The organism is Exiguobacterium sp. SH1S21, assembly GCF_004337175.1.
GTDB classification, from domain to species: domain Bacteria; phylum Bacillota; class Bacilli; order Exiguobacteriales; family Exiguobacteriaceae; genus Exiguobacterium; species Exiguobacterium aurantiacum_A.
In genome coordinates this window covers 1-26,594 of the sequence record NZ_SJUY01000006.1, presented here as the reverse complement: position 1 = coordinate 26,594, position 26,594 = coordinate 1, and the positions used below count along the sequence as shown (strand labels likewise).

General features: G+C 50.9%; 27 protein-coding genes and 1 rRNA gene. 20 read left to right on the top strand and 8 right to left on the bottom strand.

The annotated features are described in order from the left end of the window. Positions 1-7 precede the first annotated feature (7 nt). The 9 genes from EVJ24_RS09225 (at position 8) to EVJ24_RS09185 (ending at position 8,385) form a co-directional block, all read left to right on the top strand. Positions 8-2,053, top strand: a complete 2,046-nt coding sequence (locus EVJ24_RS09225; protein ID WP_070328947.1) for an ABC transporter ATP-binding protein — start codon at positions 8-10, stop codon at positions 2,051-2,053. A 13-nt stretch (positions 2,054-2,066) separates the two neighbouring features. After that, a complete protein-coding gene (locus EVJ24_RS09220) occupies positions 2,067-3,245 on the top strand; it encodes an RtcB family protein (RefSeq protein WP_131441088.1) in 1,179 nt (392 codons plus the stop codon). A gap of 67 nt (positions 3,246-3,312) precedes the next feature. Further along, positions 3,313-3,627: a YfhH family protein gene (locus EVJ24_RS09215; protein WP_070328949.1), complete on the top strand. Its 315-nt coding sequence runs from the start codon at positions 3,313-3,315 to the stop codon at positions 3,625-3,627. Further along, positions 3,624-3,893, top strand: coding sequence for a YfhJ family protein (locus tag EVJ24_RS09210; protein WP_070328950.1), 270 nt, complete (start codon positions 3,624-3,626; stop codon positions 3,891-3,893). Before EVJ24_RS09215 ends, EVJ24_RS09210 begins: the two co-directional genes overlap by 4 nt. 163 nt (positions 3,894-4,056) lie before the next feature. Beyond that, positions 4,057-4,596 carry a helix-turn-helix domain-containing protein gene (locus EVJ24_RS09205; RefSeq protein WP_131441087.1) on the top strand — a complete coding sequence of 180 codons (540 nt, stop codon included), beginning with the start codon at positions 4,057-4,059 and terminating at the stop codon, positions 4,594-4,596. A gap of 16 nt (positions 4,597-4,612) precedes the next feature. Further along, entirely contained in the window at positions 4,613-5,719 is a 1,107-nt protein-coding gene (locus EVJ24_RS09200; protein WP_131441086.1) for an ABC transporter ATP-binding protein, read from the top strand. After that, positions 5,706-6,527 (top strand): ABC transporter permease, encoded by an 822-nt coding sequence (locus EVJ24_RS09195; protein WP_070328953.1) that lies wholly within the window; start codon positions 5,706-5,708, stop codon positions 6,525-6,527. The genes EVJ24_RS09200 and EVJ24_RS09195 overlap by 14 nt, the downstream gene beginning before the upstream one ends. Next, complete coding sequence (locus tag EVJ24_RS09190) at positions 6,524-7,318, top strand: ABC transporter permease (RefSeq protein ID WP_070328954.1); 795 nt, start codon at positions 6,524-6,526, stop codon at positions 7,316-7,318. The genes EVJ24_RS09195 and EVJ24_RS09190 overlap by 4 nt, the downstream gene beginning before the upstream one ends. After that, on the top strand, positions 7,315-8,385 hold the full coding sequence (locus tag EVJ24_RS09185) for an ABC transporter substrate-binding protein (protein WP_131441085.1): 1,071 nt from the start codon (positions 7,315-7,317) through the stop codon (positions 8,383-8,385). The genes EVJ24_RS09190 and EVJ24_RS09185 overlap by 4 nt, the downstream gene beginning before the upstream one ends. A 51-nt stretch (positions 8,386-8,436) precedes the next feature. Here EVJ24_RS09185 and EVJ24_RS09180 read toward each other — a convergent pair whose 3' ends face one another. From EVJ24_RS09180 to exaC, 3 genes are all read right to left on the bottom strand, one after another. Continuing rightward, the gene (locus EVJ24_RS09180) at positions 8,437-9,168 is read right to left on the bottom strand and encodes a nuclease-related domain-containing protein (protein WP_131441084.1); all 732 of its coding nucleotides are present in this window, start codon (positions 9,166-9,168) and stop codon (positions 8,437-8,439) included. A gap of 153 nt (positions 9,169-9,321) precedes the next feature. Beyond that, on the bottom strand, positions 9,322-9,681 hold the full coding sequence (locus EVJ24_RS09175; protein WP_131441083.1) for a DUF779 domain-containing protein: 360 nt from the start codon (positions 9,679-9,681) through the stop codon (positions 9,322-9,324). Position 9,682: 1 nt separating this feature from the next. Continuing rightward, the gene (gene exaC / locus EVJ24_RS09170) at positions 9,683-11,203 is read right to left on the bottom strand and encodes an acetaldehyde dehydrogenase ExaC (protein WP_131441082.1); all 1,521 of its coding nucleotides are present in this window, start codon (positions 11,201-11,203) and stop codon (positions 9,683-9,685) included. Between the two features lie 222 nt (positions 11,204-11,425). Between exaC and EVJ24_RS09165 the strand changes: the two genes are divergently transcribed. Beyond that, entirely contained in the window at positions 11,426-11,959 is a 534-nt protein-coding gene (locus tag EVJ24_RS09165; protein WP_071399187.1) for a YceI family protein, read from the top strand. A gap of 27 nt (positions 11,960-11,986) precedes the next feature. Here EVJ24_RS09165 and EVJ24_RS09160 read toward each other — a convergent pair whose 3' ends face one another. Further along, entirely contained in the window at positions 11,987-12,970 is a 984-nt protein-coding gene (locus EVJ24_RS09160; protein WP_071399188.1) for a metal-dependent hydrolase, read from the bottom strand. 85 nt (positions 12,971-13,055) lie between these two features. Here EVJ24_RS09160 and mutY point away from each other — a divergent pair, with 85 nt between their 5' ends. From mutY to EVJ24_RS09135, 5 genes are all read left to right on the top strand, one after another. Continuing rightward, a complete protein-coding gene (gene mutY / locus EVJ24_RS09155) occupies positions 13,056-14,090 on the top strand; it encodes an A/G-specific adenine glycosylase (RefSeq protein ID WP_070328959.1) in 1,035 nt (344 codons plus the stop codon). Next, the gene (locus EVJ24_RS09150; RefSeq protein ID WP_131441081.1) at positions 14,077-14,502 is read left to right on the top strand and encodes a hypothetical protein; all 426 of its coding nucleotides are present in this window, start codon (positions 14,077-14,079) and stop codon (positions 14,500-14,502) included. Before mutY ends, EVJ24_RS09150 begins: the two co-directional genes overlap by 14 nt. A gap of 88 nt (positions 14,503-14,590) precedes the next feature. Continuing rightward, entirely contained in the window at positions 14,591-15,133 is a 543-nt protein-coding gene (gene ntdP, locus EVJ24_RS09145; protein WP_021067741.1) for a nucleoside tri-diphosphate phosphatase, read from the top strand. Between the two features lie 37 nt (positions 15,134-15,170). Continuing rightward, positions 15,171-16,919, top strand: a complete 1,749-nt coding sequence (locus EVJ24_RS09140; RefSeq protein WP_131441080.1) for an ABC transporter ATP-binding protein — start codon at positions 15,171-15,173, stop codon at positions 16,917-16,919. Positions 16,920-17,008: 89 nt separating this feature from the next. Then, positions 17,009-18,157 (top strand): DUF3238 domain-containing protein, encoded by a 1,149-nt coding sequence (locus EVJ24_RS09135; protein ID WP_131441079.1) that lies wholly within the window; start codon positions 17,009-17,011, stop codon positions 18,155-18,157. A gap of 13 nt (positions 18,158-18,170) precedes the next feature. Here the strand turns inward: EVJ24_RS09135 and EVJ24_RS09130 are convergent, their stop codons facing one another. Continuing rightward, positions 18,171-18,590, bottom strand: coding sequence for a thiol-disulfide oxidoreductase DCC family protein (locus tag EVJ24_RS09130; RefSeq protein WP_071399194.1), 420 nt, complete (start codon positions 18,588-18,590; stop codon positions 18,171-18,173). Positions 18,591-18,643: 53 nt separating this feature from the next. Continuing rightward, positions 18,644-19,876 carry an MFS transporter gene (locus tag EVJ24_RS09125; RefSeq protein WP_131441078.1) on the bottom strand — a complete coding sequence of 411 codons (1,233 nt, stop codon included), beginning with the start codon at positions 19,874-19,876 and terminating at the stop codon, positions 18,644-18,646. 92 nt (positions 19,877-19,968) lie between these two features. Between EVJ24_RS09125 and EVJ24_RS09120 the strand changes: the two genes are divergently transcribed. After that, on the top strand, positions 19,969-21,606 hold the full coding sequence (locus tag EVJ24_RS09120; protein WP_161568748.1) for an ABC transporter substrate-binding protein: 1,638 nt from the start codon (positions 19,969-19,971) through the stop codon (positions 21,604-21,606). A gap of 33 nt (positions 21,607-21,639) precedes the next feature. On the opposite strand, the gene EVJ24_RS09115 is transcribed toward EVJ24_RS09120, so the two are convergent. Beyond that, a complete protein-coding gene (locus EVJ24_RS09115; RefSeq protein WP_131441076.1) occupies positions 21,640-22,938 on the bottom strand; it encodes a glutamate-1-semialdehyde 2,1-aminomutase in 1,299 nt (432 codons plus the stop codon). A 193-nt stretch (positions 22,939-23,131) separates the two neighbouring features. On the opposite strand from EVJ24_RS09115, the gene perR reads away from it, so the two are divergent. Further along, on the top strand, positions 23,132-23,563 hold the full coding sequence (gene perR, locus EVJ24_RS09110; RefSeq protein WP_131441208.1) for a peroxide-responsive transcriptional repressor PerR: 432 nt from the start codon (positions 23,132-23,134) through the stop codon (positions 23,561-23,563). Positions 23,564-23,590: 27 nt separating this feature from the next. Here the strand turns inward: perR and EVJ24_RS09105 are convergent, their stop codons facing one another. Beyond that, positions 23,591-23,950 (bottom strand): YgzB family protein, encoded by a 360-nt coding sequence (locus EVJ24_RS09105; protein ID WP_070328968.1) that lies wholly within the window; start codon positions 23,948-23,950, stop codon positions 23,591-23,593. 172 nt (positions 23,951-24,122) lie between these two features. Here EVJ24_RS09105 and EVJ24_RS09100 point away from each other — a divergent pair, with 172 nt between their 5' ends. From EVJ24_RS09100 to EVJ24_RS09090, 3 genes are all read left to right on the top strand, one after another. Continuing rightward, on the top strand, positions 24,123-24,989 hold the full coding sequence (locus tag EVJ24_RS09100; protein WP_131441207.1) for a nucleotidyltransferase-like protein: 867 nt from the start codon (positions 24,123-24,125) through the stop codon (positions 24,987-24,989). 63 nt (positions 24,990-25,052) lie between these two features. Then, complete coding sequence (locus tag EVJ24_RS09095; RefSeq protein ID WP_233589737.1) at positions 25,053-26,198, top strand: PstS family phosphate ABC transporter substrate-binding protein; 1,146 nt, start codon at positions 25,053-25,055, stop codon at positions 26,196-26,198. 290 nt (positions 26,199-26,488) lie between these two features. Next, a 16S ribosomal RNA gene (locus EVJ24_RS09090) occupies positions 26,489-26,594 on the top strand; the annotation flags it as partial.

Genomic DNA, 26,594 nt, shown 5'->3' with positions numbered 1-26,594 from the left:
ATCTCTTATGATCGATCAACACGAATTAGATCCGGTCCGCAGGAAAAAGACGATTCGCTCACTCGTTGGCTATGCCAAACAAGTGAAGCGCTCGATTTTCCTCGGGTTGATCCTACTCTTTTTAGCGGTCGGCGCAGAACTTGCGGGACCGTATATCGCAAAAATTATCATCGATGACCATATCGTCGCCATCGAGCGCGACTGGGTTCAAGTCGAGGCCGGGGGCAGTGTCTCGTTTGACGGCAATAACTATGAGAAAGAGACGCGGTTGGACGGGCAAGACGTCGTCCGTCCCGTCTCGATCGTTCAGACGACCGAAGGCTACTATCTCGTACCGGACGCCGTCATGAGCGGTGGGGTCAGAGAAGTCGATAACGGAGTCTTGACCATCACGCGGAGTGAGGAGACAGCGACGTACGACAACATCGTGCCGTTGTCTTCGACCGACGTCTTCCAGTTTTATGAGACGGATCTTCGGGCCGTCCTCGTCTTATCTGCCATCTACGTCGTCCTGTTGCTCATCGCAGCAGGTCTCAACTGGGGGCAACAGATGCTCCTGCAACGCTCGGCGCATACAATCGTCAAGACGATGCGCCTTGACGTCATGCGGCATTTGCAGACGATTCCAGTCCGTTACTTTGACCAGACGCCGATCGGTAAAATCGTCAGCCGGGTCACAAACGATACGGAGACGATTCGTGATTTGTATTTGGGCGTTCTCGCCCGCGTCTTCCAAAGCGTCGTCATGATGATCGGTGTTTTGATCGCCATGTTCTTCCTAGACGTTCGCCTCGGACTCGTCTCGCTCATCATCATCCCGGTCGTCATCGTCTGGGTGAAGTTGTTCCAGCGTCTCTCGACCCGGAACAACTTTAAAGTCCGGGCGCTCGTCGCCGATATGAACGCACAATTGAACGAGAGCATCCAAACGATGCCGATCATTCAATCGTATGTGCGTGAAGACCTCGTCTATGATGAGTTCGATGTCAAGAACAGCGACAACTTCCAGACACGCCGGAAACTGTTGAAGCTCGACGCCCTTATGTCGCACAACTTGGTCAACTTCTTCCGCAACATGGCACTCGCGCTCCTCATTTGGGTCGTCGGTGCGCAAACGCTCGGAACGGGCAGTGTGCTCACGCTCGGGATACTTTACGCCTACATCGATTACGTGTCCCGTATTTTTGAGCCAGTGACGCAAATTATGAACCAGTTGTCACCGCTCCAACAAGCGCTCGTTTCGGCGGACCGAATGTTCCAACTGCTCGACGAGAAAGGCGAAAACGTCTCGTCTGAACGCATTCCGCGCTTTAATGGCGAAGTCGTGTTCGACAACGTGACGTTCAGCTATGAGGCTGGAAAGCCCGTGTTACAACAGATCGACATTCAAGCTGCACCTGGTGAAACGGTCGCACTCGTCGGCCACACCGGCAGCGGTAAGAGTTCGATCATGAACTTGCTCATGCGCTTTTATGATCCGTCGTCAGGAAAACTTTGCATCGACGGGGTGGACGTGACGACACTTCCGACGCAAGCCGTTCGGGACCATCTCGGCATCGTGTTGCAAGACCCGTTCTTGTTCACGGGCTCGATTCGGACGAACGTGACGCTCGGTGATGAGACCATTCCTGATGAACGGATTTGGCAAGCGTTGACGGCGGTCGGTGCCGACCGGTTCGTCAAGCAGTTGCCGCAAGGACTCGACGAGCCGGTCATTGAGCGCGGCGCTTCACTTTCGAGTGGAGAGCGACAATTGATCAGTTTCGCCCGGGCGCTCGTGTTTGACCCGGCCATCCTCGTCCTTGACGAGGCGACGGCTAGTGTCGACTCAGAGACAGAGGCGCTCATCCAAGACGCGCTGAAGACGCTCACATACGGACGCACGACGTTCGTCATCGCGCACCGATTGTCGACGATTCGTGAGGCCGATCAAATCCTCGTCCTCGACCACGGTCAAATCATCGAGCGCGGGAATCACCAGTCACTCATCGCTGACGGCGGCGTCTACGCCCGGATGCATGAGTTGCAAAGTAAACAGCAAGTGATCAGCTGAGAAAGGAGACGTTATGGAGATCATCGGCAAATATAATCAAGCTACAGTCTTCAATGAACGGATTGACGATATGACGCGTGCACAGATTCAAACGCTCGTCGACCAACCGTTCACGGAAGGGGCAGCGATTCGAATCATGCCGGATATGCATGCCGGCAAAGGCTCGGTCGTCGGGACGACGATGACGATTCACGACAAAATCGTACCGAACCTCGTCGGTGTCGATCTCGGGTGTGGCATGCTTTGCACCGAGATCAATGTGAAGCGGATCGACTTTCAAAAACTTGACGATATGATTCGTCAACTTGTTCCGAGTGGGATGAACATCCGGGAGTCGGCGCATTCATACGCGTCAAAGATTCCGCTAGAAGACGTTCGCGCCCCGTATAAGCTAGACCGGGCGTTACGCTCGGTCGGAACACTTGGCTCGGGCAATCATTTCATCGAGGTGAACCGTGATGATCATGGACGGACGTTTCTCGTCATCCATTCGGGTTCACGCCACCTCGGTGTCCAAATTGCAGAACACTATCAGCAGCGAGCGATCCGTCATATGATGGATACGACAGAAGTACAGAATGAGATCGAGCGTTTGAAAGAAACTGGACGCGAAAGTGATATTCACGCTTATCTCGAGTACGCGAAGGCGGCGAAACAAGGATTGCGAGACCTCGCTTATATCGAAGGTACAGATATGGACGACTACATGCATGACGTGCGTATCGCGCAACAGTATGCGGCAGAGAATCGTCGTACGATGACCGATGTCATCGTCGAAGCGATGAACTGGAACGTCGTCGATCAGTTCGATACAGTGCACAACTATATCGATCACGACGACATGATCCTCAGAAAAGGGGCGATTTCCGCAAAAGCCGGAGAGCGCGTCATCATCCCGATGAACATGCGTGACGGGTCGCTCATCTGTACCGGAAAAGGCAACCCGGACTGGAACTTCTCAGGTCCGCATGGCGCCGGGCGCATCATGTCGCGCTCAGCGGCACGAAAACGCGTCGACTTCAACGAATTTAAAAAATCGATGGAAGGCGTTTGGTCGAGCTCGGTTCGGAAGTCGACAATTGATGAATCACCGTTCGTCTATAAATCGATGAAAGAGATTGTGCGCTATATTGAACCGGCCGTCACGATTGATCAACTGATTAAACCGCTTTATAACTTCAAGGCGAACTGAACATTATTCAGTTTCGCCTTTTTCTTTTACTCGGAAAATCTGATACGCTACAAGTGAGGTGAACGAAATGGAAAAACGGTTGAGTGCATTATCAAAGTATGAGCTCGAGCAAGAAATTCGTGACTTGCATGAGCGGAAACGAAAAGCCGAACAGATGGGTATGGTGAGTGAGATTGAGGTCGTGCTGCGCCGCATCGCCATCGCGGAGAGTTATTTGATTGATCCGGCATCGTTCAAACCAGGTACGACGTATATCGTCACCTACAATAATCGTCCGTTCCGATTGAAGTTTGTCAACGGCGTCATGGGTTGGGGAACGTTTGAAGGAGAAGCGATGGAACATGCGATCCCGCTCTCTGAGCTATCGGAGGTGCGCGTATGAACCGGTCAGATCAATACAAGCGGTTGGCAGAAATCTTAAGAGACAAGAACGATTTGTTGAATGAAGACGAGGCGCTAACGTGGGTCGAGGTGTTGTGGGAAGATTTTGAGACGACACTCGCCCGCGCTGGTGAACCGTACCCAGGGGAGGCAAAGTCGTTCCAATATGTCGTTCAACAAATCGATGCGTACGGGGCACAATTACACTTATTTCAAACGAAAAATGAAAAATTCAAACACCTGATTTCGAAACGGGATCTCCACTAAAAAATCACGCGATTCTTGCGTGATTTTTTGCTTGCAAACGTGGTACAGTTGGTTATAATAAAAGTCGCTATTTGTTTGCTTTAGAGTTGAGTATTTATAAACTTTCTTTAGTAAGTATCATGTATCACTAAACTTTCCTTAGAAAGGGAAGGAGGAATACAGTTTGGAAGTCGGTCAAAACATTAAACGACTCCGCGTCAAAAAAGGGTTGACCCAAGAAGAGTTGGCGGAACGTACTGATTTGAGTAAAGGCTACATTTCCCAAATCGAGCGTGACTTGAGTTCCCCTTCGCTTGAGACGCTGTTCGACTTGTTAGAAGTGCTCGGGTGCTCGCCAAAAGAGTTCTTTGATGAGGAGATCAATCAAAAAGTCGTCTACACGGAGGACGACCGCACGATATATGTCGACGAGAATCGGCTATACCGGACGGAGTGGCTCATCCCAGAATCCAATGAGAAAGAGATGGAACCGATTCTTCTCACGTTCTCAAAACAAGGGGAGTTCAAACGGTACGAGCCGTCACGCGCGGAGACGTTCGTTTACGTACTGTCCGGCCGCGTCGCCCTCAAGCTCGGGAACCACACGTACTTCGCCAAACCGGGCGAGACGTTGTACTACGTCGCTTCAGACGCGCATCAGCTCGTCAACGATTTTGATGGCGCAAGCGAGTGTCTCGTCGTCGCCACACATTCGTATTTATAACAAGGGAGGAAACCAAATGAACCCAGAAACGATCATTCGTTTTGACAACGTGTCGAAGCGGTACGACGATACTGTCGTCTTAGAGAATATTAACTTTGAAATCGAGCGTGGAAAATTCTACACGCTACTCGGTCCTTCGGGATGCGGAAAGACAACGATTCTTCGGATCATCGCTGGATTCACCGATGCGACAGAAGGTGATATCGAGTTCAACGGGAAGCGAATCAACGACGTGCCGGCAAACAAACGTCAAGTCAACACGGTCTTTCAAGATTACGCCTTGTTCCCACATTTGAACGTATATGAGAACGTCGCTTTCGGTTTGCGCATCAAGAAGATGAAAGAAGCGGACGTCAAGACGAAAGTCGAACAAGCGCTCAAATTCGTCAACTTGAAAGGCTACGAGTCACGTGAAATCGACGAGATGTCAGGTGGACAACGCCAACGCGTCGCCATCGCCCGTGCCATCGTCAACGAACCGGAAGTCATCTTGCTCGATGAGCCGCTTTCAGCGCTCGACCTTAAACTTCGGACCGAGATGCAGTACGAGTTGCGCGAACTTCAACAGCGTCTCGGCATCACGTTCATCTTCGTTACCCACGACCAAGAAGAAGCGCTCGCCATGTCTGACGAAATTTTCGTCATGAACAATGGGGAGATCGTTCAAAGCGGGACACCGACAGACATTTATGACGAGCCGATCAACCGCTTCGTCGCTGATTTTATCGGGGAGTCGAACATTGTTCCTGGTGTTATGCCTGAAGATCACCTTGTCACGTTTGCCGGGAAAACGTTCGATTGTGTCGACCAAGGGTTTGACCGCAATGAAAAAGTCGAAGTCATCATCCGTCCAGAAGACTTGGAGATGACGTCGGTCGATGCGGCGAAACTCGTCGTCGATGTCGACTCACAACTGTTCCGTGGCGTCCATTACGAGATTTGCTGTTACGACCAAGAAGGCAACGAGTGGCTCGTCCATTCGACGAAGAAATCAGTCGTCGGGTCGAAAATCGGGCTCACGTTCGATGACGAAGCGGTTCATGTCATGCGTCTAGGCGAGACCGAAGAAGAGTTTGACCGTCGTCTCGAATCGTATGAGGAGGTCGCCCATGAATCAAACTAGTCAAACCGCCAAGACGGTCTATTTGACGACGTACTGGATATGGATTGCGCTGTTCGTCATCGCGCCGCTCCTCCTCGTCGTCTACTACTCATTTTTTGATATCGAAGGGAACTTGAGTTTAGAGAACTATCAGATGTTCTTCACATCGACTTACTTGACGATGACACTGTCTTCGTTCTGGTATGCGTTTCTCATCACGTCCTTCTCGCTTCTCATCGGGTATCCGACCGCGTATTTATTGACGAGAACGAAACATAAGCAGCTCTGGCTGTTGCTCATCATTTTGCCATCATGGATCAACTTATTACTGAAAGCATACGCGTTCCTTGGTATCTTTGGAACGTACGGCATCACGAACCAATTTTTAGAGGCGATCGGCATCGGGACGAAACAGATTTTGTTCACGGACTTCAGTTTCGTGTTCGTTTCGGTTTATATCTTCATCCCGTTCATGATTTTGCCGATCTACAACGCCATCGAGAAGCTGCCGCCGTCGCTCGTCTACGCGTCGCGTGACCTCGGTGCCTCGAACTGGACGACGTTCCGTCGCGTCATCTTTCCATTGACGCTCGACGGGGTGAAGTCAGGGATTCAAATCGTCTTCATTCCGGCGTTGTCGCTCTTCATGATTACGCGCCTCATTGCCGGAAACCGTGTCATCACGCTCGGGACGGCGATCGAACAACAATTTCTCGTCACGCAAAACTGGGGCATGGGGTCAACAATCGCTGTGTTCTTGATTTTGGCGATGGTACTCGTCATGGTCATCACACGTGACTGGGGCGCGAAAGGAGCGGTGCGTCGATGAAGAAGAAAAAATTCAAGTTAGCGAATCTGTATTTGATTGCGGTGTTCTTTATTCTGTACGCACCAATCCTCTATTTAGTGTTTTACTCGTTTAACAGTGGAGGAACGATGAGTAACTTTGAAGGGTTCACCCTCGAGTGGTATAAATCGTTGTTCACAGATACCCGTTTGCTCGTCATCGTCTTGAATACGATCGTCATTGCACTCTTGTCGGCGACCATCTCGACTGTGCTCGGTGTCATCGGGGCGCTTGCCATTTATACGGCACGGCAACGGTTCACGAAGACGTCGCTCTTATCGCTCAACAACGTCTTGATCGTCAGCCCGGACGTCATCATCGGAGCGTCGTTCCTCATTTTGTTCACGATGCTCGGCATTCAACTCGGTTTCTATTCGGTGCTCTTGGCGCACATCGCGTTCTCGGTTCCGATCGTGGTCATTTTAGTGTTACCGAAGCTTCAAGAGATGAGCCCGACACTGATCGATGCGTCGCGTGACCTTGGAGCGAGCTCGTGGGACGTGCTCACGAAAGTCATCTTGCCGTATATCACGCCAGGTATCTTCGCAGGGTTCTTCACGGCGCTGACGTATTCACTCGATGACTTTGCGGTGACGTTCTTCGTCACAGGTAACGGCTTCACGACGCTTGCCGTCGAGGTCTACTCACGGGCACGCCAAGGGATCTCACTTGAGATCAACGCCTTGTCGACGCTCTTGTTCGTGTTCACGCTCATACTCGTCCTCGGTTATTACGTACTCGCACAACGGAGTGCGAAGGAGGTAAGACGATGAAAAAACTAGTCATCATGTTGACGGTGCCGCTCCTCGTCAGTTTTGGTTTGTTGGTTTGGGTGTATCAAATCAACATGGCCCAAGGGTTTGGCGGCGATAACACACTCGTCGTCTACAACTGGGGTGATTATATCGATGAAGATTTGATCGGCGAATTCGAAGAAGAGACCGGACTCAAAGTCATCTACCAAACGTTCGACTCGAACGAGGCGATGCTGACAAAGATTCAGCAAGGCGGTACCGCGTTTGATATCGCCGTCCCGTCCGATTATGCGATCAGTAAGATGATCGAAGACGATCTGCTCTTGCCGATCGATTACGACAAACTCGAAAATTTCGATAACATCGACCCACGCTTCCTCGACAAGTCGTTCGACCCAGGCAACACGTACTCGGTCCCTTACTTCTGGGGGACGGTCGGGATCGTCTACAATCCTGAACTCGTCGATGGTGAGATCACATCATGGAACGACTTGTGGGACATGCCGCTCGAGAATGATATCTTGCTAGCGGACGGGACACGAGAAGTGATGGGCTTCGGTCTCAACTCGCTCGGCTATTCGCTCAACACGACGGATCGTGATGAACTGCTCGAGGCAGAAGCGAAGCTCGAAACGCTGTGGCCGAACATTAAAGCGATTGTCGGCGATGAAATCAAAATGCTCATGGCCAATCGTGAAGCAGCCGCAGCCGTCGTCTGGTCGGGTGATGCTTCTGAGATCATGTACGAGAACGAAGAGTTGACGTACGTCATCCCGGAAGAAGGGACAAATCTTTGGTTCGACAACCTCGTCATCCCGAGCACGTCTAAAAACATTGAAGGGGCACATCAATTCATCGACTTCATGCTCGATGCGGAAATCGCGGCACGGAATACCGATTACGTCGGGTATTCGACGCCGAACGAAGCAGCGCTTGAATTTTTAGATGAAGAAGTCACATCGGACGAACGGTTCTATCCGTCTAAAGACGTGACAGATGAGCTTGAAGTGTACGAAAACTTAGGCAAACGCATGAACGCGTATTACAACGAGTTGTACTTGCGCTTTAAAATGCAGAGTAAATAAAGTAAGTCCCGCTCAAGCGTTTGAGCGGGACTTTTTAGGCTGATTCTTATATTAACCGAGCGGAGATTTTGTCTGCCTGATGGCGTCGATGTGCGCTTCCTTGACCTCGATGCTCGCGTTCATATACGGAAGGAGTCGTTCATACACTTCAATCCGTTCAGCCGCCGTCAATCGAGGTTCACGAGAGGCCATCATTTGCTTCGCCCATATTTTTCGATTCAACACAGGAACGCTAGACGACTCAATCCGCTTCAACGTAGAGCGGTCACTGAAGACAATCCAGGAGTGTAAATAGCTTCGATCGAGATGTAGTAGCTGTTCGATTGCCCGCATATGGAGTTCATTTTGCTTAATCGGATTGTAGAATTTAAACTTCTTTCGATTGGATAAAGCCTGTGTCCACTGTCGATCTTGTTCCCGTCCGAAGATCCAACCGCTATAATTTTTGGACTCGATGACGTGAACACCGCTCTCATCGATGAACACCACATCGACTTCTGTCGTCCGGTCACGTTTTGTTGGATGAGGCAAATACAGGTTCGTCAAGATGAGCGGGGCGAGCCGGCGCGCCTCAAGTTCAGCAACACAGCGGTACTCTCCATATAATCCGATATCTTGCACGACTTTGATGTAGCGATGACCGGTCTGAGCAAAATATTGACTTTGTTTATACCTTTTTACTTTTGTGTACACGATTGTCCCGCAAATCAAAAAAAGCGGGACGGCAAAACTGAGTAATGCGACGAATACACTTCCAAGTACTTCGTTCAATAATTGGCTCATCATCATTCTCCCTTCTTATCTACGTTCACTATACAAGATGACGAGAAACGATTGAGTGATTTTTGGGGATTATTGGAAATGAGAAACTGGAAAGTATATGGTGAATCACAAAAAAGACCAGCCATCTGTTAAGATGACTGGTCAAAAAAACAATCAAGACTGTTGCAACTCGGCACGCTCCTCGTCTGTGAATACGCGGGAACGGCTCAAAAACCGTTTCCCTTCGACGCCTTCGACCGAGAACATGCCGCCCCGGCCGTCGACGACGTCGATGATGAGCTGGGTGTGCTTCCAATACTCATACTGCTTCTCGTGGATATAGAACGGACAGCCGCCGATCTCTCCGAGCAGGACGTCGTGATCACCAATCAGAAATTCGCCTTGGGGGAAGCACATCGGTGAGCTCCCGTCACAGCAACCGCCCGACTGGTGGAACAGGAGCGGACCGTGTTTCGCAGTCAACTGCTCGAGGAGCGCGAGCGTGGCGGGGGTGGCCTCGACGCGACGCACCATCTTAAAAGAACCCGAGTTTTTGTTCGCTGTAGCTGACGAGCATATTTTTCGTACGTTGGTAATGGTTGAGCATCATCTTATGATTTTCCCGTCCGATCCCAGACATTTTGTAACCGCCGAACGCAGCATGGGCCGGATACTGATGGTAACAGTTGATCCAAACACGACCCGCTTGAATCTCACGGCCGAACCGATAAGCCCGGTTCATATCGCGTGTCCAGACGCCGGCGCCGAGACCATAGAGCGTATCGTTCGCGATGGCGAGCGCGTCCGCGTCGTCCTTGAACGTCGTCACCGACAAGACTGGACCAAAGATCTCTTCTTGGAAGATGCGCATCTTGTTGTGACCTTTAAAGATGGTCGGTTGAACGTAATAGCCGTCGGCGAGGTCACCGTCCATCATGTTGCGCTCACCGCCGATCAAACATTCGGCTCCTTCGGCTTTTCCGATCTCAAGATACGATAAAACCTTCTCCAGCTGTTCGTTCGATGCTTGAGCACCCATCATAACGTCAGGGTCGAGCGGGTTGCCGAGCTTGATCGCTTTGACGCGCTCGAGGACGCGTGCCATAAACGGCTCATAAATCGACTCGTGGATGAGGGCGCGCGATGGACACGTGCACACTTCGCCTTGGTTTAACGCGAACATGACGAGCCCTTCGGTCGCTTTGTCAAAGAAATCATCGTCCGCGTCCATAATGTCGGCGAAGAAGATATTTGGTGACTTGCCCCCGAGTTCGAGCGTCACTGGGATGATGTTTTGCGACGCGTATTGCATGATCAATCGGCCCGTCGTCGTTTCGCCAGTGAACGCGACTTTGTCGACACGGTTACTTGAGGCGAGCGGCTTCCCGGCCTCGAGTCCGAAGCCATTGACGATGTTGAGCACGCCTGGCGGCAGCAAGTCTTCAATCAGCTCCATCAGTACCATAATCGAGGCCGGTGTCTGTTCGGCCGGTTTTAAGACGATGCAGTTGCCGGCGGCGAGTGCCGGTGCGACTTTCCAGATTGCCATCAAAATCGGGAAGTTCCATGGGATGATTTGAGCGACGACGCCGAGCGGTTCCGCGAAGTGATAGGCGACTGTGTCGTTGTCGAGCTCGCTGATGCCGCCTTCTTGCGAGCGGATGACACCGGCGAAATAGCGGAAGTGATCGATCGCGAGCGGCAGGTCGGCGTTCAACGTCTCACGGACGGCTTTTCCATTCTCCCACGTCTCCGCGTAAGCGAGCATCTCAAGGTTTTCTTCCATTCGGTCGGCAATCTTGTTTAAAATGACCGAGCGTTCGGTGACCGATGTTTTGCCCCAGGCGCCTTTGGCGGCATGGGCCGCGTCCAGTGCCAGCTCGATATCTTCTTTCGTCGACCGAGCGACCTCGCATAACACTTTACCATTTACCGGAGAGGTGTTCTCAAAATAGTCTCCCCCTGAAGGTGCTGTCCACTTTCCGTTGATGTAGTTCTCATAGCGGTCCTTGAACTGGACTTTCGTGCCTGCAGAGTTCGGTACTTCATAAATCATGATCGTTCCTCCCTTTTCCGTAAAGTATAGGGGCTCTATGTATGCGCTTACATTTTATAGTAAGCCAATAGCTCCCTTTTTCATCCTAACGGGTTGCAGTGATAAAAGTCAAAATTTTTTGACAATAATTTGACACAATTATTTCGAGATGTTTTGAAGTCAAGATTTGTGGTAAAAACAGTATTGTGGAATCAATTTCAAATCGAAGGAGTGGACGTATTCATGGCAAAAACTTATCAAGTCGACCCAGCACACAGCTCAATCACGTTTACGGTGAAGCATATGATGATCTCGAAAGTGAAAGGCGAACTTAAAGAGTTTGCGGTTGATGCGAACGGACAGCCTGACGATTTAGCGAATGCACGGGTAAGCGTGACGATCAAAGCGGCCTCGATTGACACGAACAACGGTGACCGTGACGCACACTTACGGTCGGGCGACTTTTTCGACGCCGATCAACATCCGGACATCGTCTTCGAGTCGACATCATTCCAAGCGAAAGGTGGTAACGAGTTCGCTTTGACCGGTAACTTGACGATTCGTGGAACGACGCGCGAGGAGACGTTTGAAGTCGAGTATGAAGGCAGTGCGAAAGACCCGTGGGGCAATATGAAGCACGCCTTTACCGGAGACGGGACGATCAACCGGGAAGATTACGGCTTGACGTGGAACCAGGCGCTTGAAGCCGGCGGTGTCCTCGTCGATAAAAAAGTGAAATTTGAATTTGAGCTCCAATTCACGGAGTCTGAGGCATAAGAAAAAGTCGCTCGTGAGAGCGACTTTTTACTGTTCATAGACAAGTTTCTTTTGTAAGCTTTCTTCGCTGAACACCCAACCGGTGAACGAAGACAAGACTTCGTTCGACTCTTCGTCGACGATGACGACAGCAACGAACGGGTAGATGTCTTTCGAGAAGTAGCGCAAGTTTGTGAATCGGTACTCGATCATGCCGTTATGACGTGTGACCGTGTACGTGTGAATTTTTGAAAATGCCAAGAACGACTGCAAGTCTGCATTTTTACGAGCTTCGACGAAATGCAGGTCGTCTTCGCCAGGCATCGCCTTGTCACGGAAGCGGCCACATTCGATGACTTCACCTTTTTTCACTTTGACCGCACCGAGTCCGTTGCGGAAACGAACGGCGACGTGCCAGTCGTCCCAACCAATACCTGGTGAGATAAAGAGCTCATGGGCACCGGCGAAGTGACGGGCGACCGTTGCGAGCGCACGGTTACGTAGTTTGAACTGAATCGCATAGTAACTGATGACGAGCGCAATGAGCAGTGCAAAAATCGGGACAGTTGCCCCTGTGATAAGCCATAATACATATGCTCCGTAATAAGCAGAGAACAAGTAGGGGTCAAACGTTCCGATGACGCCCCAGCCAATCCATTTCTTCGAGAAAGGTTGCAGGGCTTGCGTCCCGTAAGCGTTGAACAAGTCGACGGTGACGTGTAACAATACCGCGATTTGTGCCATGACCCATAATGAAGCAGGGTTGACGCCAAGTACCATACCGATGATGGCACTGACGATGATCGGCCAAGCAAGAAGTGCGGTGATTCCGTGTGAAAGACCGCGGTGCTGGCGTAAATACGTGCTGTTTCCTTTAAGTTTGAAGACGGTGTCAAAGTCTGGCGCATGCGAACCGACAAGAGCGGTAGCCGTCATAGCCAAGAACATTTGCGAATCATTTGCTACTTCCGGGCTAAGTGTCGCAAGGGCGCTTAAACCAAGGCCCATTCCAATGTGTGTCGCAGTATCCAATGTGCTTCAGCACCTCCGTTAATAAAGAAACGACGTTCAATGATCGCTACCATCATACAATATTTTTAAAACGAGGGGAAACAAAATGCTCGATATTGATAAATTGTTCACAAATTATACTATTCGTCAGTTCAATGAAAATTTACTCACTTGGTTCAATCGTGAAAAACGCGATTTGCCGTGGCGACACGGGAAAAATCCGTACCGGGTGTGGGTGAGCGAAGTCATGCTCCAACAGACGCGCGTCGATACCGTCATCCCTTATTACAACCGATTCATGGACCGCTTCCCGACGATCGAGGACTTAGCAGAGGCTCATCCCGACGAGGTCGTCAAATATTGGGAAGGGCTTGGATATTACTCACGCGTCCGTAACCTCCATCAAGCGGTAAAAGAAGTCGTCTCTACGTATGACGGCGTCGTACCGGAGGAAAAAGAACTGTTTGAAAAATTGAAAGGGGTCGGTCCGTATACGACCGGAGCCGTGCTCTCGATCGCCTACAATCAGCCCGAGCCTGCCGTCGACGGGAACGTCATGCGCGTCATGGCCCGCCAGTTTGGCATCTATGAAGATATCGCCGTACCAAAAACACGGAAGATTTTTGATCAAGTCATTCGGCGCCTGATGGACCCGGAGCACGCCTCCGATTTTAATGAAGCTGTCATGGAGCTCGGTGCGACCGTCTGTACCCCGAAAAATCCGATGTGCTCGCTCTGTCCGGTCCAAGACGAATGTTACGCCTATGCACATCATGTCCAAGATGAGCTTCCGGTCAAGACGAAAAAAGGCGCGGCCCGGATCGAGATGTTCGATGCCCTCTACTGTAAACGTGACGGTCGCATCGCCTACGTTCAGCGGCCCGATACAGGTCTGCTCGCGGGAATGTGGCAATACCCGCTTACAGATCGTGGAACGGGGGAACAGTTAAACGGAACCTATATTGGACAAGTGAAACACGTGTTTTCACACATCATCTGGTACGTCGACTTATATGAGGTCGAAACGTTGCCGGACGAGGAGTGGATTTGGCTCGCCGGGGACGAGCGGGATGTGTTGACCGTGTCGGTTGCCCAACAAAAACTAGAACGATTGGTAGGGGATAGAAATGAGACAGTTTGACGTCGAAACGCCGTTCGATACTTCCGTCGAGGCATTGTGGAAATTGTTGCAAGACGCGTCGCTTTTATCTGAACTGACGACGTTTCCAGAAGTGACGCTCGTCGGAGATGGCGCGTCCGTAGAAGGTAATCGAATCCATCTCCGTGTTGGTATCGGACCGGTCACGCTGCCGTGGATCAGTGCGATCACGTTAGCGGGGCGGCACGCATTTTGTGACCAAGGTGTGACTTTGCCGTTCCCGTTCAAACGGTTTTGTCACGTTCACAGTGTGAAAGAAGTCGATGGGAAGGCCGTCATGGTCGATGAAGTGACGTTCGATAGTTACTTACCCGAAGCGATTGTCGAGCAGTTTATTCTTCGCCCGATGTTCGCAGGACGAGCCGTTGCCTTCCAAAAAGCACTAAATTCGTGAAAATAAGAGATTTCCTTTTTCATTGGTTCTGAAAGTCGCTATAATTAAAAATGAGAATGTACAGCATCATAGCGGAAAGGAGGAGCTTATGAGCTTATTTCCCAAAGCAGGTAGCAAGATCGAGATACAGAGCTACAAGCACAACGGGACTTTGCATCGCGTTTGGGAAGAAACGCTCGTCCTTCAATCGTCAAAAACGGATATGATTGGGTTCAACGACCGCATTATGGTCAGTGAATCAGACGGCCGGCAATGGAGAACGAGAGAGCCGGCAATTTGCTACTTTTCATCTGAGTTTTGGTTTAATGTCATCTGTATGATTCGCGAAGACGGGATTTACTACTACTGTAATCTAGGTTCGCCGACAACGTTCGATGGGGCAGAACGAGCCATCAAGTACATTGACTACGATTTAGATATTAAAGTGTTCCCGGATATGTCGTACACGATTTTAGATGAGGATGAATATGAGCGGCATCGTCGCGAAATGAATTATCCGAAAGCGATTGATCGAATCTTGAAACAGAACGTTCAAGAACTTATCAACTGGATTCGAGGACGGAAAGGGCCGTTCAACCCAACATTCGTCGATGAATGGTATCGCGAATACGAAGCACGTTACCGGAGATGAGTACTCATCTCCGCTTTTTTTCTTGAAGGAGGACTCCATGGGCAGTATTAGACGGTATTTACAGTTCGTAAAACCATATAAAAAACAAATTGCATTGACGATTTTCGTCGGAATCTTAAAATTTTCAATCCCGCTCGGATTGCCGCTACTTTATCGATATGTGATTGACAACTATTTGACGGACCTGGACCCGGCGGCGGATTACACTGAGCTCGTTTGGTTGTTCAGCATCGTCTTCTTCATCTTCCTCGTCTTGAAGCCGCCGATCGAGTATTTGCGGCAATATTTAGCGCAATGGGCCGCGACGCGGATTTTGTTCGACGTTCGGAACCGATTGTTCGACCACGTGCAAAAGCTATCGCTTCGTTACTATTCGAACAATAAGACCGGGCAAATCATCTCGCGTATCATTAACGATGTCGAGCAGACGAAAGACTTTGTCATCACGGGACTCATGAACATTTGGCTCGATATGGTCACGATTTTGATCGCGATCGCCATCATGTATACGATCGACCCGCAATTGACGCTGATTGCCGTCTTGCCGCTCCCGTTTTATGCGATCGCCGTCCGCTACTTCTATGGACGCTTGCGCCGCCTCACACGAGAACGCTCGGCCGCGCTCGCTGATCTTCAAGGCCATTTGACCGAACGTGTCAACGGTATGGCCGTCATCCGCAGCTTCGCGCTCGAGCCGTATGAGAACAAGGCGTTTGAAGAACAGAACGGTGGCTTCTTGAGAGCCGCGCTTCGCCATACAGGTTGGAATGCGAAGACGTACGTCGTCGTTTCGACAATCACGGACATCGCGCCGATCTTAATCTTTACGTCGGCTTCTTGGCTCGTGTTACAAGAACAGGTCTCTCTAGGCACACTCGTCGCCTTCATCGCTTATATCGATCGCCTGTACGCACCGCTCGGCCGTCTCGTCAACTCGGCGACGACGCTCACGCAGTCGGTCGCGTCGATGGACCGTGTCTTTGAATTTCTCGATGAGCCGTATGATATCGAACAGAAACGCGATGCGTTCGTGCCGGTGCAGACGGCCGGGGACATCGAACTCGACGGTGTCGGCTTTGCCTATGAGAAAGAAGGGACGCGTGCTTTGCATGACGTCAGCCTGCACATCCGGTCCGGGGAACGCGTCGCCTTCGTCGGCATGTCCGGCGGTGGGAAATCGACGCTCGTCAGTCTGATTCCGCGTTTTTACGACGTGACGGACGGCAGTATTAAAATCGACGGCGTCGATGTCCGTGACTTTAAACTCCGGGCCCTTCGCGACCAAATCGGCATGGTCATGCAAGATTCGGTTCTCTTCAGTGAGTCGGTCGCCATGAACATCCGGATGGGGAATCCGGAAGCGACGGACGATGCCGTCATCGCCGCTGCGAAAGCGGCCAACGCCCACGAGTTCATCATGAACTTGCAGGACGGTTACAACACGCCGGTCGGAGAAAAAGGCGTGAAGCTGTCGGGTGGACAGAAGCAACGTCTTGCCATCGCCCGCGTCTTCCTCAAACATCCGCCGATCATCATTCTCGATGAGGCGACGAGTGCGCTCGACCTCGAGAGTGAGTCGATGATCCAAGATTCGCTCGCAAGATTGACGAAAGGACGGACGACGCTCATCGTCGCCCACCGCCTATCAACGATCACCGACGCCGATAAAATTGTCGTCGTCGACAACGGTAGAATCATGGAAGCGGGAACGCATGAAGAATTGATGCGTCGCCGTGGCGCTTACTATGATCTGTATATGATCCAAGACTTAGCTGTCGTGGAGTGAGGCTTCGAGTTCAACTCGAAGTCTTTTTTTGTTTTCCGTATCTAGTAGACGGGAATGAAGAAACGACATGCCAAAAGGGGGATGACACGATGATGAATGGGGAAGGATTGATCAATGTCCGTCCGCTCAACGACGGGTTAGAGTTAACATGGTCGTTTGATGGGAAAGTGCGCGTGACACGCAACGGGAAGTACGTGTATGAGGGGACGGATCAGCATTATGTCGACCGGGAGACGAGCGTTGGGGAACAAGTCGCTTACCGCATCTCGGACGAGTTTGGCGAAGTTGCAAAACTGTATACTGCGGCCGTTAATCCAAACGACGACTTGTATTGGAATCGTCATCTGACGTCGGCGGTCGTGGCACCGAGCGGAACATATTTACAGTGGGATCCGATCGCGGACGTCGACACGTATGCGGTATATCGTGAAGGACGCCGTATCGCGGAAATCGTCGGGAGCGGATACATCGATGAGACACCGCTCGAACAACCTACGCTCTATGAAGTTCGGGCTTTGCGTCCGGTCAAGCGAGATGATAAACCGGGGACCCGTATCGTGCATATGGTCGGAAAAGTGATGTCGCTCGCGAAAGAGATGAAGTCGGATACGAGACGTGACAAGGAGCTCTACACGATGTATTTCCTCGTCAGTCCGACACGTCCGGACGTGGCCACGGTCGACGGGATTAACCTTCGTGTCCAGACGTTCATTCGTCCGCCGATGATTAAAAACCCGAACCTGATGTCACCGCACCCGTATTTTGAAGGGGACGGACGTCCTTATAACGTCCATGCGACCGAATACCGGACCCGGACGGAAGTGAAAGTCGAGGGGTTGACCGATATTCCGATTATCTCGTTAAAAAAAGATGCGAACGTTACCCGCGGGTATACGAAGCATCATCGATTGACGGGCGAAGACGTCGCTTCGGTCGACCGCGTGTATGTAGAAGATGTCGACATCGAGCGGGGGAAAGCTGCATTTCGTTTGCAACATTCGGTAGGCAATCCGCTCGTCGTTGCGCCTGATATTAAATACACCATCGTCACGGCACTTAAAAACAGTGCGACGTTCAAACTGTCCGGAAGTCACACCCAGTCGCCGCATCATGAAGTCTACGTCCAAGTCGGCGATGCGCCGTGGATGACGATCCACCGAGCGGACGACCTTGGGGTCAGCTTTATGGGCAATCCGATGCCGGAGTGCCACTGGACGTACTTGACATGCATGGACTAAAAAACCAGCCGGCTCATTGATGAGTCGGCTGGTTTGGTGTTTGGTCGATAAAGCGACTCCGTTCTTCTGGGGTCGGTAGTTTGCACGTCTCTTTTTGACCGAACCAGCGATAGCGGTTGTTCGCGATAATGTCGTAACCAAAATCACGAAGCGGTTTAGGGACGAGTCGGATGAAGCGAAGCATCCGCCAGTTCCCGTCCAACCCCTCGGCGATTCGGGTCGCCGCGTCCGATTTCAAATAAGGGACGCCGTCTTTGATCAAAACGATGCTATCGACCGTATCCGGGATACGATGACGTTTTCGGATTGCTTGTCCGGCCTCGCCTTGGAGTGAGGCGAAATGGAAGTTTCCTGTTGAATCACGATTTAAGATGAACTGCACACTGGCGTCACAAAAGTTGCAGTCTCCGTCAAATAACACAATGGCTGGCATAGGGAGCGCCTCCTTCTCTCCTGACTTTATCCGTTCGGACGAATGCTCAAACGTCAAGCGGCGAGCTGACGGGCAGGCTCCATCTTGTAGAGCGAGACGTAATAGAGGTAACCTCCAAGGGCGCCGAATAAGAACATGTAGCCGCTCATGAATACCGGCCCGATGAACGCGCCGACGACGATGCCGGCTGCGGCGACAAGTTTCGCCCCGTGGAACGTCAAGCCTCCGAAGGCGAGGTATGAGGCTCGTCGAGTCGGGTCGATCAAGTCGATTTGTTTCACTTGTCGAATCGGCGAATAGAGCAACTCACCAATGGTGAAGACGATGGCGAGGACGGCAAGCGTGATGAACGAGTTCATTGACGTAATCGCGGCATAGGCCGTCACGTATAAGGATAAGCCGATGAAGAAGATATACTTTTCCCGGTAGCGTTTCACGAAAGCGGTGACCGCGAACGTGATGGCGACGACGAGCAACGTGTTTTCAAGCTGCATGAACGCCATCATGCGGACACCGTCGAACGGGACGCCGACGATCGACCGTTCTGTGAACGATTCGGCCAAATGGACACCGATATAGTTTGCCATATGGAACTCGGTCGAGAAGACGAGCATACTACCGAGGACGAACAGCATCCAACGACGGTCGCTGAGTGCGATTCGATAGTTTTGATACACGCCGACGAGCGGGTTAGCAGACGTCGAACGGTTTCCTTTATAGCTATCAACGAGAAAACGTTGCAAGACGAGCGTCGTGATCGTCAACACGAGCGTCATTCCGACGAATAGTCCGAAACGATAATCTCGATAAAAAGCACCTCCGAGCATGACGCCCCCAGCAATCGCCAAATTGACGAACCAGTAGTCATATACGTAAATCGCTTTACGGTTCGACTCTTCCATCGAATCGATGACGATGGCTTCGAGAGCCGGGTAGTTCAAACCGTTCGCGACGGCGTGACCGAAGTAAAGCACGGCGACGGCAAACGCCCAGTTATTTGACGGATGAATGGCGACCGTCATCCCCAGAAAACAAAGGATTTGGACGATCTGACCGATTTGAAGCACGTGCTTGCGGTTGAAGCGGTCTGAAAAGTACCCGCCAAACAAGCCGGTGACGTAGCCGACGACAACAAACGACGTCATGATGATTCCGGCAGCGATTTTGCCGAGTTCTTCGGAAAAATATAAAGCCATGAATGGAAAGATAGCCGAGCCGACGATGCGGATGAAAAAGCCGCAGACGAGCCGGAGTCGAACGTTTAAAGGGAAATCTTTGAATTTCATGCGAGCACCTCCTTGTTACTAGTCTAATCGTGGACTACACTTGGTAAAAAGAGACAAATGATTTTTGAATGTCCACTTTTAGGGGGAACGACATGAATGCGAAGCTGGTGGCGATTTATCGTCGTGCGTTGGAACAGAACAAAGTGGAACTGACACTACGGGAAGCGGTCGATACGGTCGGCTATAGCGAGAAACAAGTGAAACGGGATATGAAGATGTGGGAAACGTTCGGGTGGGTGGAGTATCGGCCGGGGAAAGGACGAGGCCATGAATCGGTGCTCCGCTTTCAGCCGGAGTTTGACCGGACCCTGAGAGCTTGGATTGATGAGTCTTTCGTTCAGGCCTCGATGGCCGATGCGGCTAAGTGGTTGGAGTGGGACTGGCCACCTGCCTTGCGAGAAGTGATTCAAGCACTTATTTGGAGCCGTTTTGGCTTTGAGCAGACTGAAGAAGACCGGTTCATTTTTCCGCGGACGAGGGCGCTCGAATCGCTCGATCCGCTCGATATCCACATCGCGATGGAGGCGTCTTTGTCACGGCACGTCTTCGACCGCCTGTTCGAATGGGACGGGACGACTGTCCAGTCCTCGCTCGCACATTATATAGAGGAAACACCGTTCGGATTTCGTTGCTATATCCGCAAAGGGGTAACGTTTCATAACGGGGTGACGCTTTCGGCCAAGGACGTCGTCTATTCGTTGAATCGGTTATTGGATCATGGCAAACAAGTATGGTTGTTCGCACCGATCGAACGAGTCGAGTCCCCGGCGCCGTACGTCATTGATTTACATACGAAAGCACACCTGGCCTATATTGAACGACTTCTCGCCCAAACCCCGGCCTCGATAACGTATCAAGGGGCCGAAGGGGTCGTGGGGACGGGACCGTTCAAGCTGGAGCAGACGTCGGAGGAAGTCGTACGTTTAAGAGCGTTCGAGCGTGGGCTCCGGCCGAGACCGTCTTTGGATGTGGTTGAATTCGTCACGTTTTCCGAAACGGATTATGCGAAATGGAGCACCCGTGACGACCATAGCCTCGTGAAGTGGATCGCCGAGGCGGGAGCACGCTATCTCGTGTTCAACATGAGGCAATCTTGGTTGAAGGACGATGCGCCGGCGCGCCATGCGATTCAACGAGCGATTCAAAAAGAGGCGTTCGTGGAGATGGGAGGAGAGCGTCACCAAGTGGCGCATGGATTTTTTCCGGAGATGAGTCGTCCCGTTCACGTGCCCGGGGAGGGGACAATCTGTCAGCGTCCGCTCCGGCTGTTGCACTTGCCGTTTGAAGTGGCGGCGCAAGACGCGGCGCTCGTGGCTACACAGTTACGGACGGCCGGGTTTACCGTCGAGACTGAGACGTATACGATTGGGTCTTTGTTACAAGATGAGACACTTTGCCGTGCCGATTTGATTTTATGCGGAGAGATGATGAGTGAAGATCTTGATTTGGCGTTCCTAGCCTTTTTGACGAGTGAACTGTCGCTTGTCGGCAAATTGCTCGCGAATGAAGAAAAACTCCGGGAGATGATGGACCACTATCAACAAACTGACATGAGCGCTTGGTCGATGCTGCATCGCGAAGTCGAACGCTATTTGACTGAGGAGGCCCTCGTCATCCCGCTGTATCATGTCGCTCGTGAGCGCCGCTTTCCGAGTTTCTTTGGAGATGTGCCGCTCGATGTGTTCGGTCACCCGCGATATGATCAATTGTGGATTCGTCCGTCCGTATGAACATAAAAGGAGATGCCGCGGCATCTCCTTGTTTTATAGCTGTGCGAACGCGCGATTTACTGCGGCAATCGTCTCATCGATATCTTGTTCCGTATGTTCCGTCGTCAAGAACCACGCCTCATATTTAGAAGGGGCCAAGTTGACGCCGTTCTCAAGCATCAATTTGAAGAAGCGACCGAATACTTCGCCGTCCGACTTCTCGGCTCCTTCGTAGTCCGTGACAATCTCGTCCGTGAAGTAGACGGTGAGCGCGCCTTTTAGGCGGTTAAGCGTGATCGTGACGCCGTGAGTTTTCGCGGCTTCACGGATCCCTGCTTCGAGACGTGCGCCTAACGAATCTAATGTTTCATAGACGCCTGGTTGCTCGAGCACTTCGAGACAAGCGAGTCCGGTCGCCATCGAAGCGGGGTTTCCGGCCATCGTCCCGGCTTGGTAAGCGGGTCCGAGTGGAGCGACCGTTTCCATGATTTCTGCTTTCCCGCCGTATGCTCCGATTGGAAGTCCACCACCGATGATTTTACCGAGCGCCGTCATGTCTGGCTCGATGTTGTACACTTGTTGGGCGCTTCCGTACGTGAACCGGAACGCTGTGATGACTTCGTCGTAAATGACGAGCGCGCCGTGTTCATGGGTGATCTCGTTGATGGCTTGCAAGAAGCCGGGTTTTGGCTCAACGATCCCGAAGTTTCCGACGATCGGTTCGACGAGAACGCAGGCGACTTGATCGCCCCATTCGTTCATCATCGCCCGGTACGACTCGACGTCGTTGAACGGGACGGTGATAACTTCTTTCGCCGTGGCGCGGGTCACGCCGGCTGAGTCGGGTGAGCCGAGCGTCGCCGGTCCGCTTCCCGCCGCAATCAGCATCAAGTCGGAATGGCCATGGTAGCAGCCGCTGAACTTGACGACGAGTTCGCGTCCAGTATAGGCACGGGCGACGCGGATCGTCGTCATGACGGCCTCGGTCCCGGAATTGGTGAAGCGGACTTTGTCCATCGACGGGATCGCCGCTTTTAGTTTCTTGGCGAAGTCGACCTCAAGCGCGTGAGGCGTCCCGTAAAGAAGCCCTTTTGAGGACGCTTCGATGAGGGCGTTGTGGATATGGGGATGGGCATGGCCGGTAACGATTGGTCCATATGCGGCCAAGTAATCGATATAGCGGTTGCCGTCCACATCATAAAAATAAGCACCTTCGCCGCGCTCCATATAAACCGGGGCACCGCCGCCGACCGCTTTGAACGAACGTGAGGGACTGTTGACACCCCCGACGATATGCGTCAATGCGTCTTCATATAGTACGTCTGAAATTTTACGATTTGATGATGTTGTCATATGTATTGCCTCCTTTTACAAATTCGCAATTATTGTATCACAGCCGTCAACCGCATAAGCTCAACGTTTGACGAAGGGTTTAGAAATCAGTACACTATTTATAAAGATTACTATGTAAGAAATAGGTTAATTCTAAACAGACACTTCGCATAAATTCTAATAGAAGAAATGAGGGATTGACGTGGGAAGCGAAATGCTTGACCATGCTGTTCAGTCGCTCCGAGAACATGGAGTCAGAATGACGCCTCAGCGACAGGCGATTTTGGAGTACCTCGTCACGGAGCACAGTCACCCGACAGCGGATGACATTTATAAGGCACTTTCGGATAGGTTCCCGAACATGAGTGTCGCCACCGTCTATAACAACTTACGTGTCTTTAAAGATATCGGACTTGTTCAAGAGATGAATTATGGTGACGCTTCGAGCCGTTTCGATTTTGTGACATCACGTCACTATCACATTATCTGTGATGCGTGCGGGAAAGTCGTCGACTTTAACTATCCTGTCCTTGACGAGATTGAAGCCGTCGCTTCTCAATTGACAGGGTTCAAAGTGGATCGCCACCGCCTCGAAGTATATGGAACGTGCCCGGCTTGCCAAACTGAACAAGCGCATAAACATTAAAAACATCCTCAGGCTGAGGATGTTTTTTTAGTCGTTCTGGTGTGATTGACGTTTGTTATACTTCTCATCGAAGTCTTTGCCTTCGAGCGATTGATCGATCGTCAACGGTTCATCGCAATGCATACATAGATCGACACGTCCGAGCATCTTTGTTTCTTTCTCACAGTTCGGACAAGTGACGATGATTGCTTTCGTCGACGCCATGCCGACGATGAAGTAAAGCGCCGAGCTCGACAATACCATCACGAAACCGAGCAACATGAAAATGATCATCAGCCACGCGATGCTTTTAGCGAGGAGTCCGAGATACATGACCCCAATCCCAGCGAACACGAGCAGCAAAGCTAGGTTTCTGGCGCGGTTGATTTTATTCCCCCGTTTTTTCATACATAATCCCTCCATGTCTGTCTTTACTATAGCTCATCTGCTCGAAGCTGAGAAGTTCGTACAATCGGTGGCAGGAGAATTTTAAAAGAAGGCGAATCATTTTTGTATCAGATTAGATAATCGTGTGAACCGATTGACGTTTACTAATTAGAAAGAAGGTATCAAGGTGACGATGGAATATGCGACTCGAACGATTTATTCAGAATATGCAGCCTTGAAAACAACACTTGGCATCATTGAAGTGAAGAAGAAACGGCCGCGCGATCCACTGACAGATCAATCGGATCGATTGTTGATCGTGATTGAAGCGAAGGACGAACCGTTTTGGACGGTGAAGCACTATCAAGTCGGACAAGAAAAAATCGTTCTTCATATAGTCAGTGATTCGATGATGGATCGTTGGATTCTAATGAACGAGAACCGGCGTGCCATCCATTGGATCGAAGACGGCATGGTGCTGTTCGAACGAAATGAGTTTTTGCTAGAGCTCAGGCAGCGGTTGCGCAATTTCTCGAACGAGGAGCAACGACTGCAACTCTCGCTCGCGTTCGCCAAACTGCTTAGACGTTTCGAAGATGGGCGCGGACTGTTCTTACAGGGGGAGCATCAAGATGCGTTCACCCAAATCCACCATGCGCTCACGCATTTGGCGCGGCTCTCCATCCTGGAGGCGGGAATCCACCCGGAGATTGTATTATGGAAGCAAGTTCGTAAACTCGACCTAGAAGTGTATAAGCTTCACGACGAGCTCGTGAACGGGCATGAATCACTCGAACAACGTATTCACCTGGTCATCATCGGCATGGAGCATTTAATCCAATCTAAAGTCTTGCCGGGTACGTTGTTACTTTTGCAGGCGATGCAACAACGTGACGAACCATGGTCGTTCTCGGAGTTGATGGAGCACCCGAACTTACAAGAGTTAAAAGTCGACCTCGGCAGCATCGTCGGCTTCTTAGTCCGGAAAGGTTACGTCCGGGCAGTGACACGTCCGACAAAAGGAGTAGGTGTCGAAGCGGTCGCTTATGAAATTGCTTAACTAGTATAGAAGAGAATGGGGAAACTGAATCGAATGAAGGTTACTAAATTTTTGTTTGGCAGTGTGTTTATTATAGTTGCGGCTGGATTCTTATCAATTGTGACAGGGTTGTTCGCGATGGGCGATCCTCTCGGGAGTGGGCGACCGATCATTTGGACGATCTGGTACGTGGTCGTTCTCTTGATTGTTATTATGGCGCTATATGACTTTTCGTCGTTATCGAAAGGACAACTCAAACGTATCGCTTTAATTGGAACGGTTGTCGGGATTGTTTTCTTTAGTTCCGTGAAAGGATATTACGTGTATACGGCGGGATTACGAATTGAAGAACGTGGCGTCTCGCTGCGTGACTATCAACCGTTCAAGCCTAAGTCGGATTTGGCTAAACTCGATAAGCCTTCAACGTTTGAAATCGGAAAAAACATTCCCCGACTAGACGGCGCGACGGCGCTATATCCGATGTATGCTTCATTCGTCGAGGCGGTTTATCCTGAAGCGGATTATAACCCCGATAGCCCTGGAGTCAGCTCGGTCGTCTCGACGACGACAGGTACAGCGTATGAGCGATTGGTTAAAGGGGAAACGGATATCATCTTTGTAGCCGGACCGTCCGATCAACAGTTGGCAGTAGCTGAGCGACAAGGAGTAGAGTTTCAGATGACACCGATCGGCCGTGAGGCATTTGTCTTTTTCGTACATGAAGACAACCCGGTCGACTCGCTTGAATTGGAGCAAATTCAAAACATTTATGCAGGGGACATTACGAGTTGGAATGAGGTCGGTGGTAAAAAAGATTCGATTCGAGCGTTCCAACGGCCAGAAGACAGCGGGAGCCAAACGGCTTTACAGCGTTTGATGGGTGATAAAAAGCTTATGGATGCCCCGATCGAGGATGTCCCAGAAGGAATGGGTGGCATCATCGAACAGACAGCTTCATATCAAAATTATAAAAATGCTATCGGATTCTCGTTCCGATTTTATGCAACGGAGATGGTAGATGAACATGCGATTAAATTACTGCGGGTCAATGATGTCGCGCCTACGGTCGAGACGATTGGGGACGGAACGTACCCGATCACATCCGAGTTTTATGCGGTCACGACGACTGATAAGTACGAGCAATATAAGCCGTTCATCGAATGGATGACGTCTGAAGAAGGACAGTCACTTGTTGAACAGACAGGATACGTGCCATTGGCTACAAATTGATTGGGATTGGGTCTCTAAATACAGAGATCCAATCTTTTTTTATTTTTTTGTTATTTTTTATTGACGCGGTGGTAAATAGGCATTATAGTTATAAACGTTGTCACAGCAAATGATTATTCTAGAAAAACAATTTTCGAAAAAGTTGTTGACTTCTAATCAGGAAACGTGATAAATTAATTGAGTCGCCAAGCGCGACAGACGAACTTTGAAAACTGAACGATGAGGCAAAAAAAGTTTTACAAGTTTTGATTGAAGCGCAAGCTTCGTCATTTTCAAGAGCTATATCAAATTCTTTGGAGAGTTTGATCCTGGCTCAGGACGAACGCTGGCGGCGTGCCTAATACATGCAAGTCGAGCGCAGGAAATCGACGGAACCCTTCGGGGGGAAGTCGACGG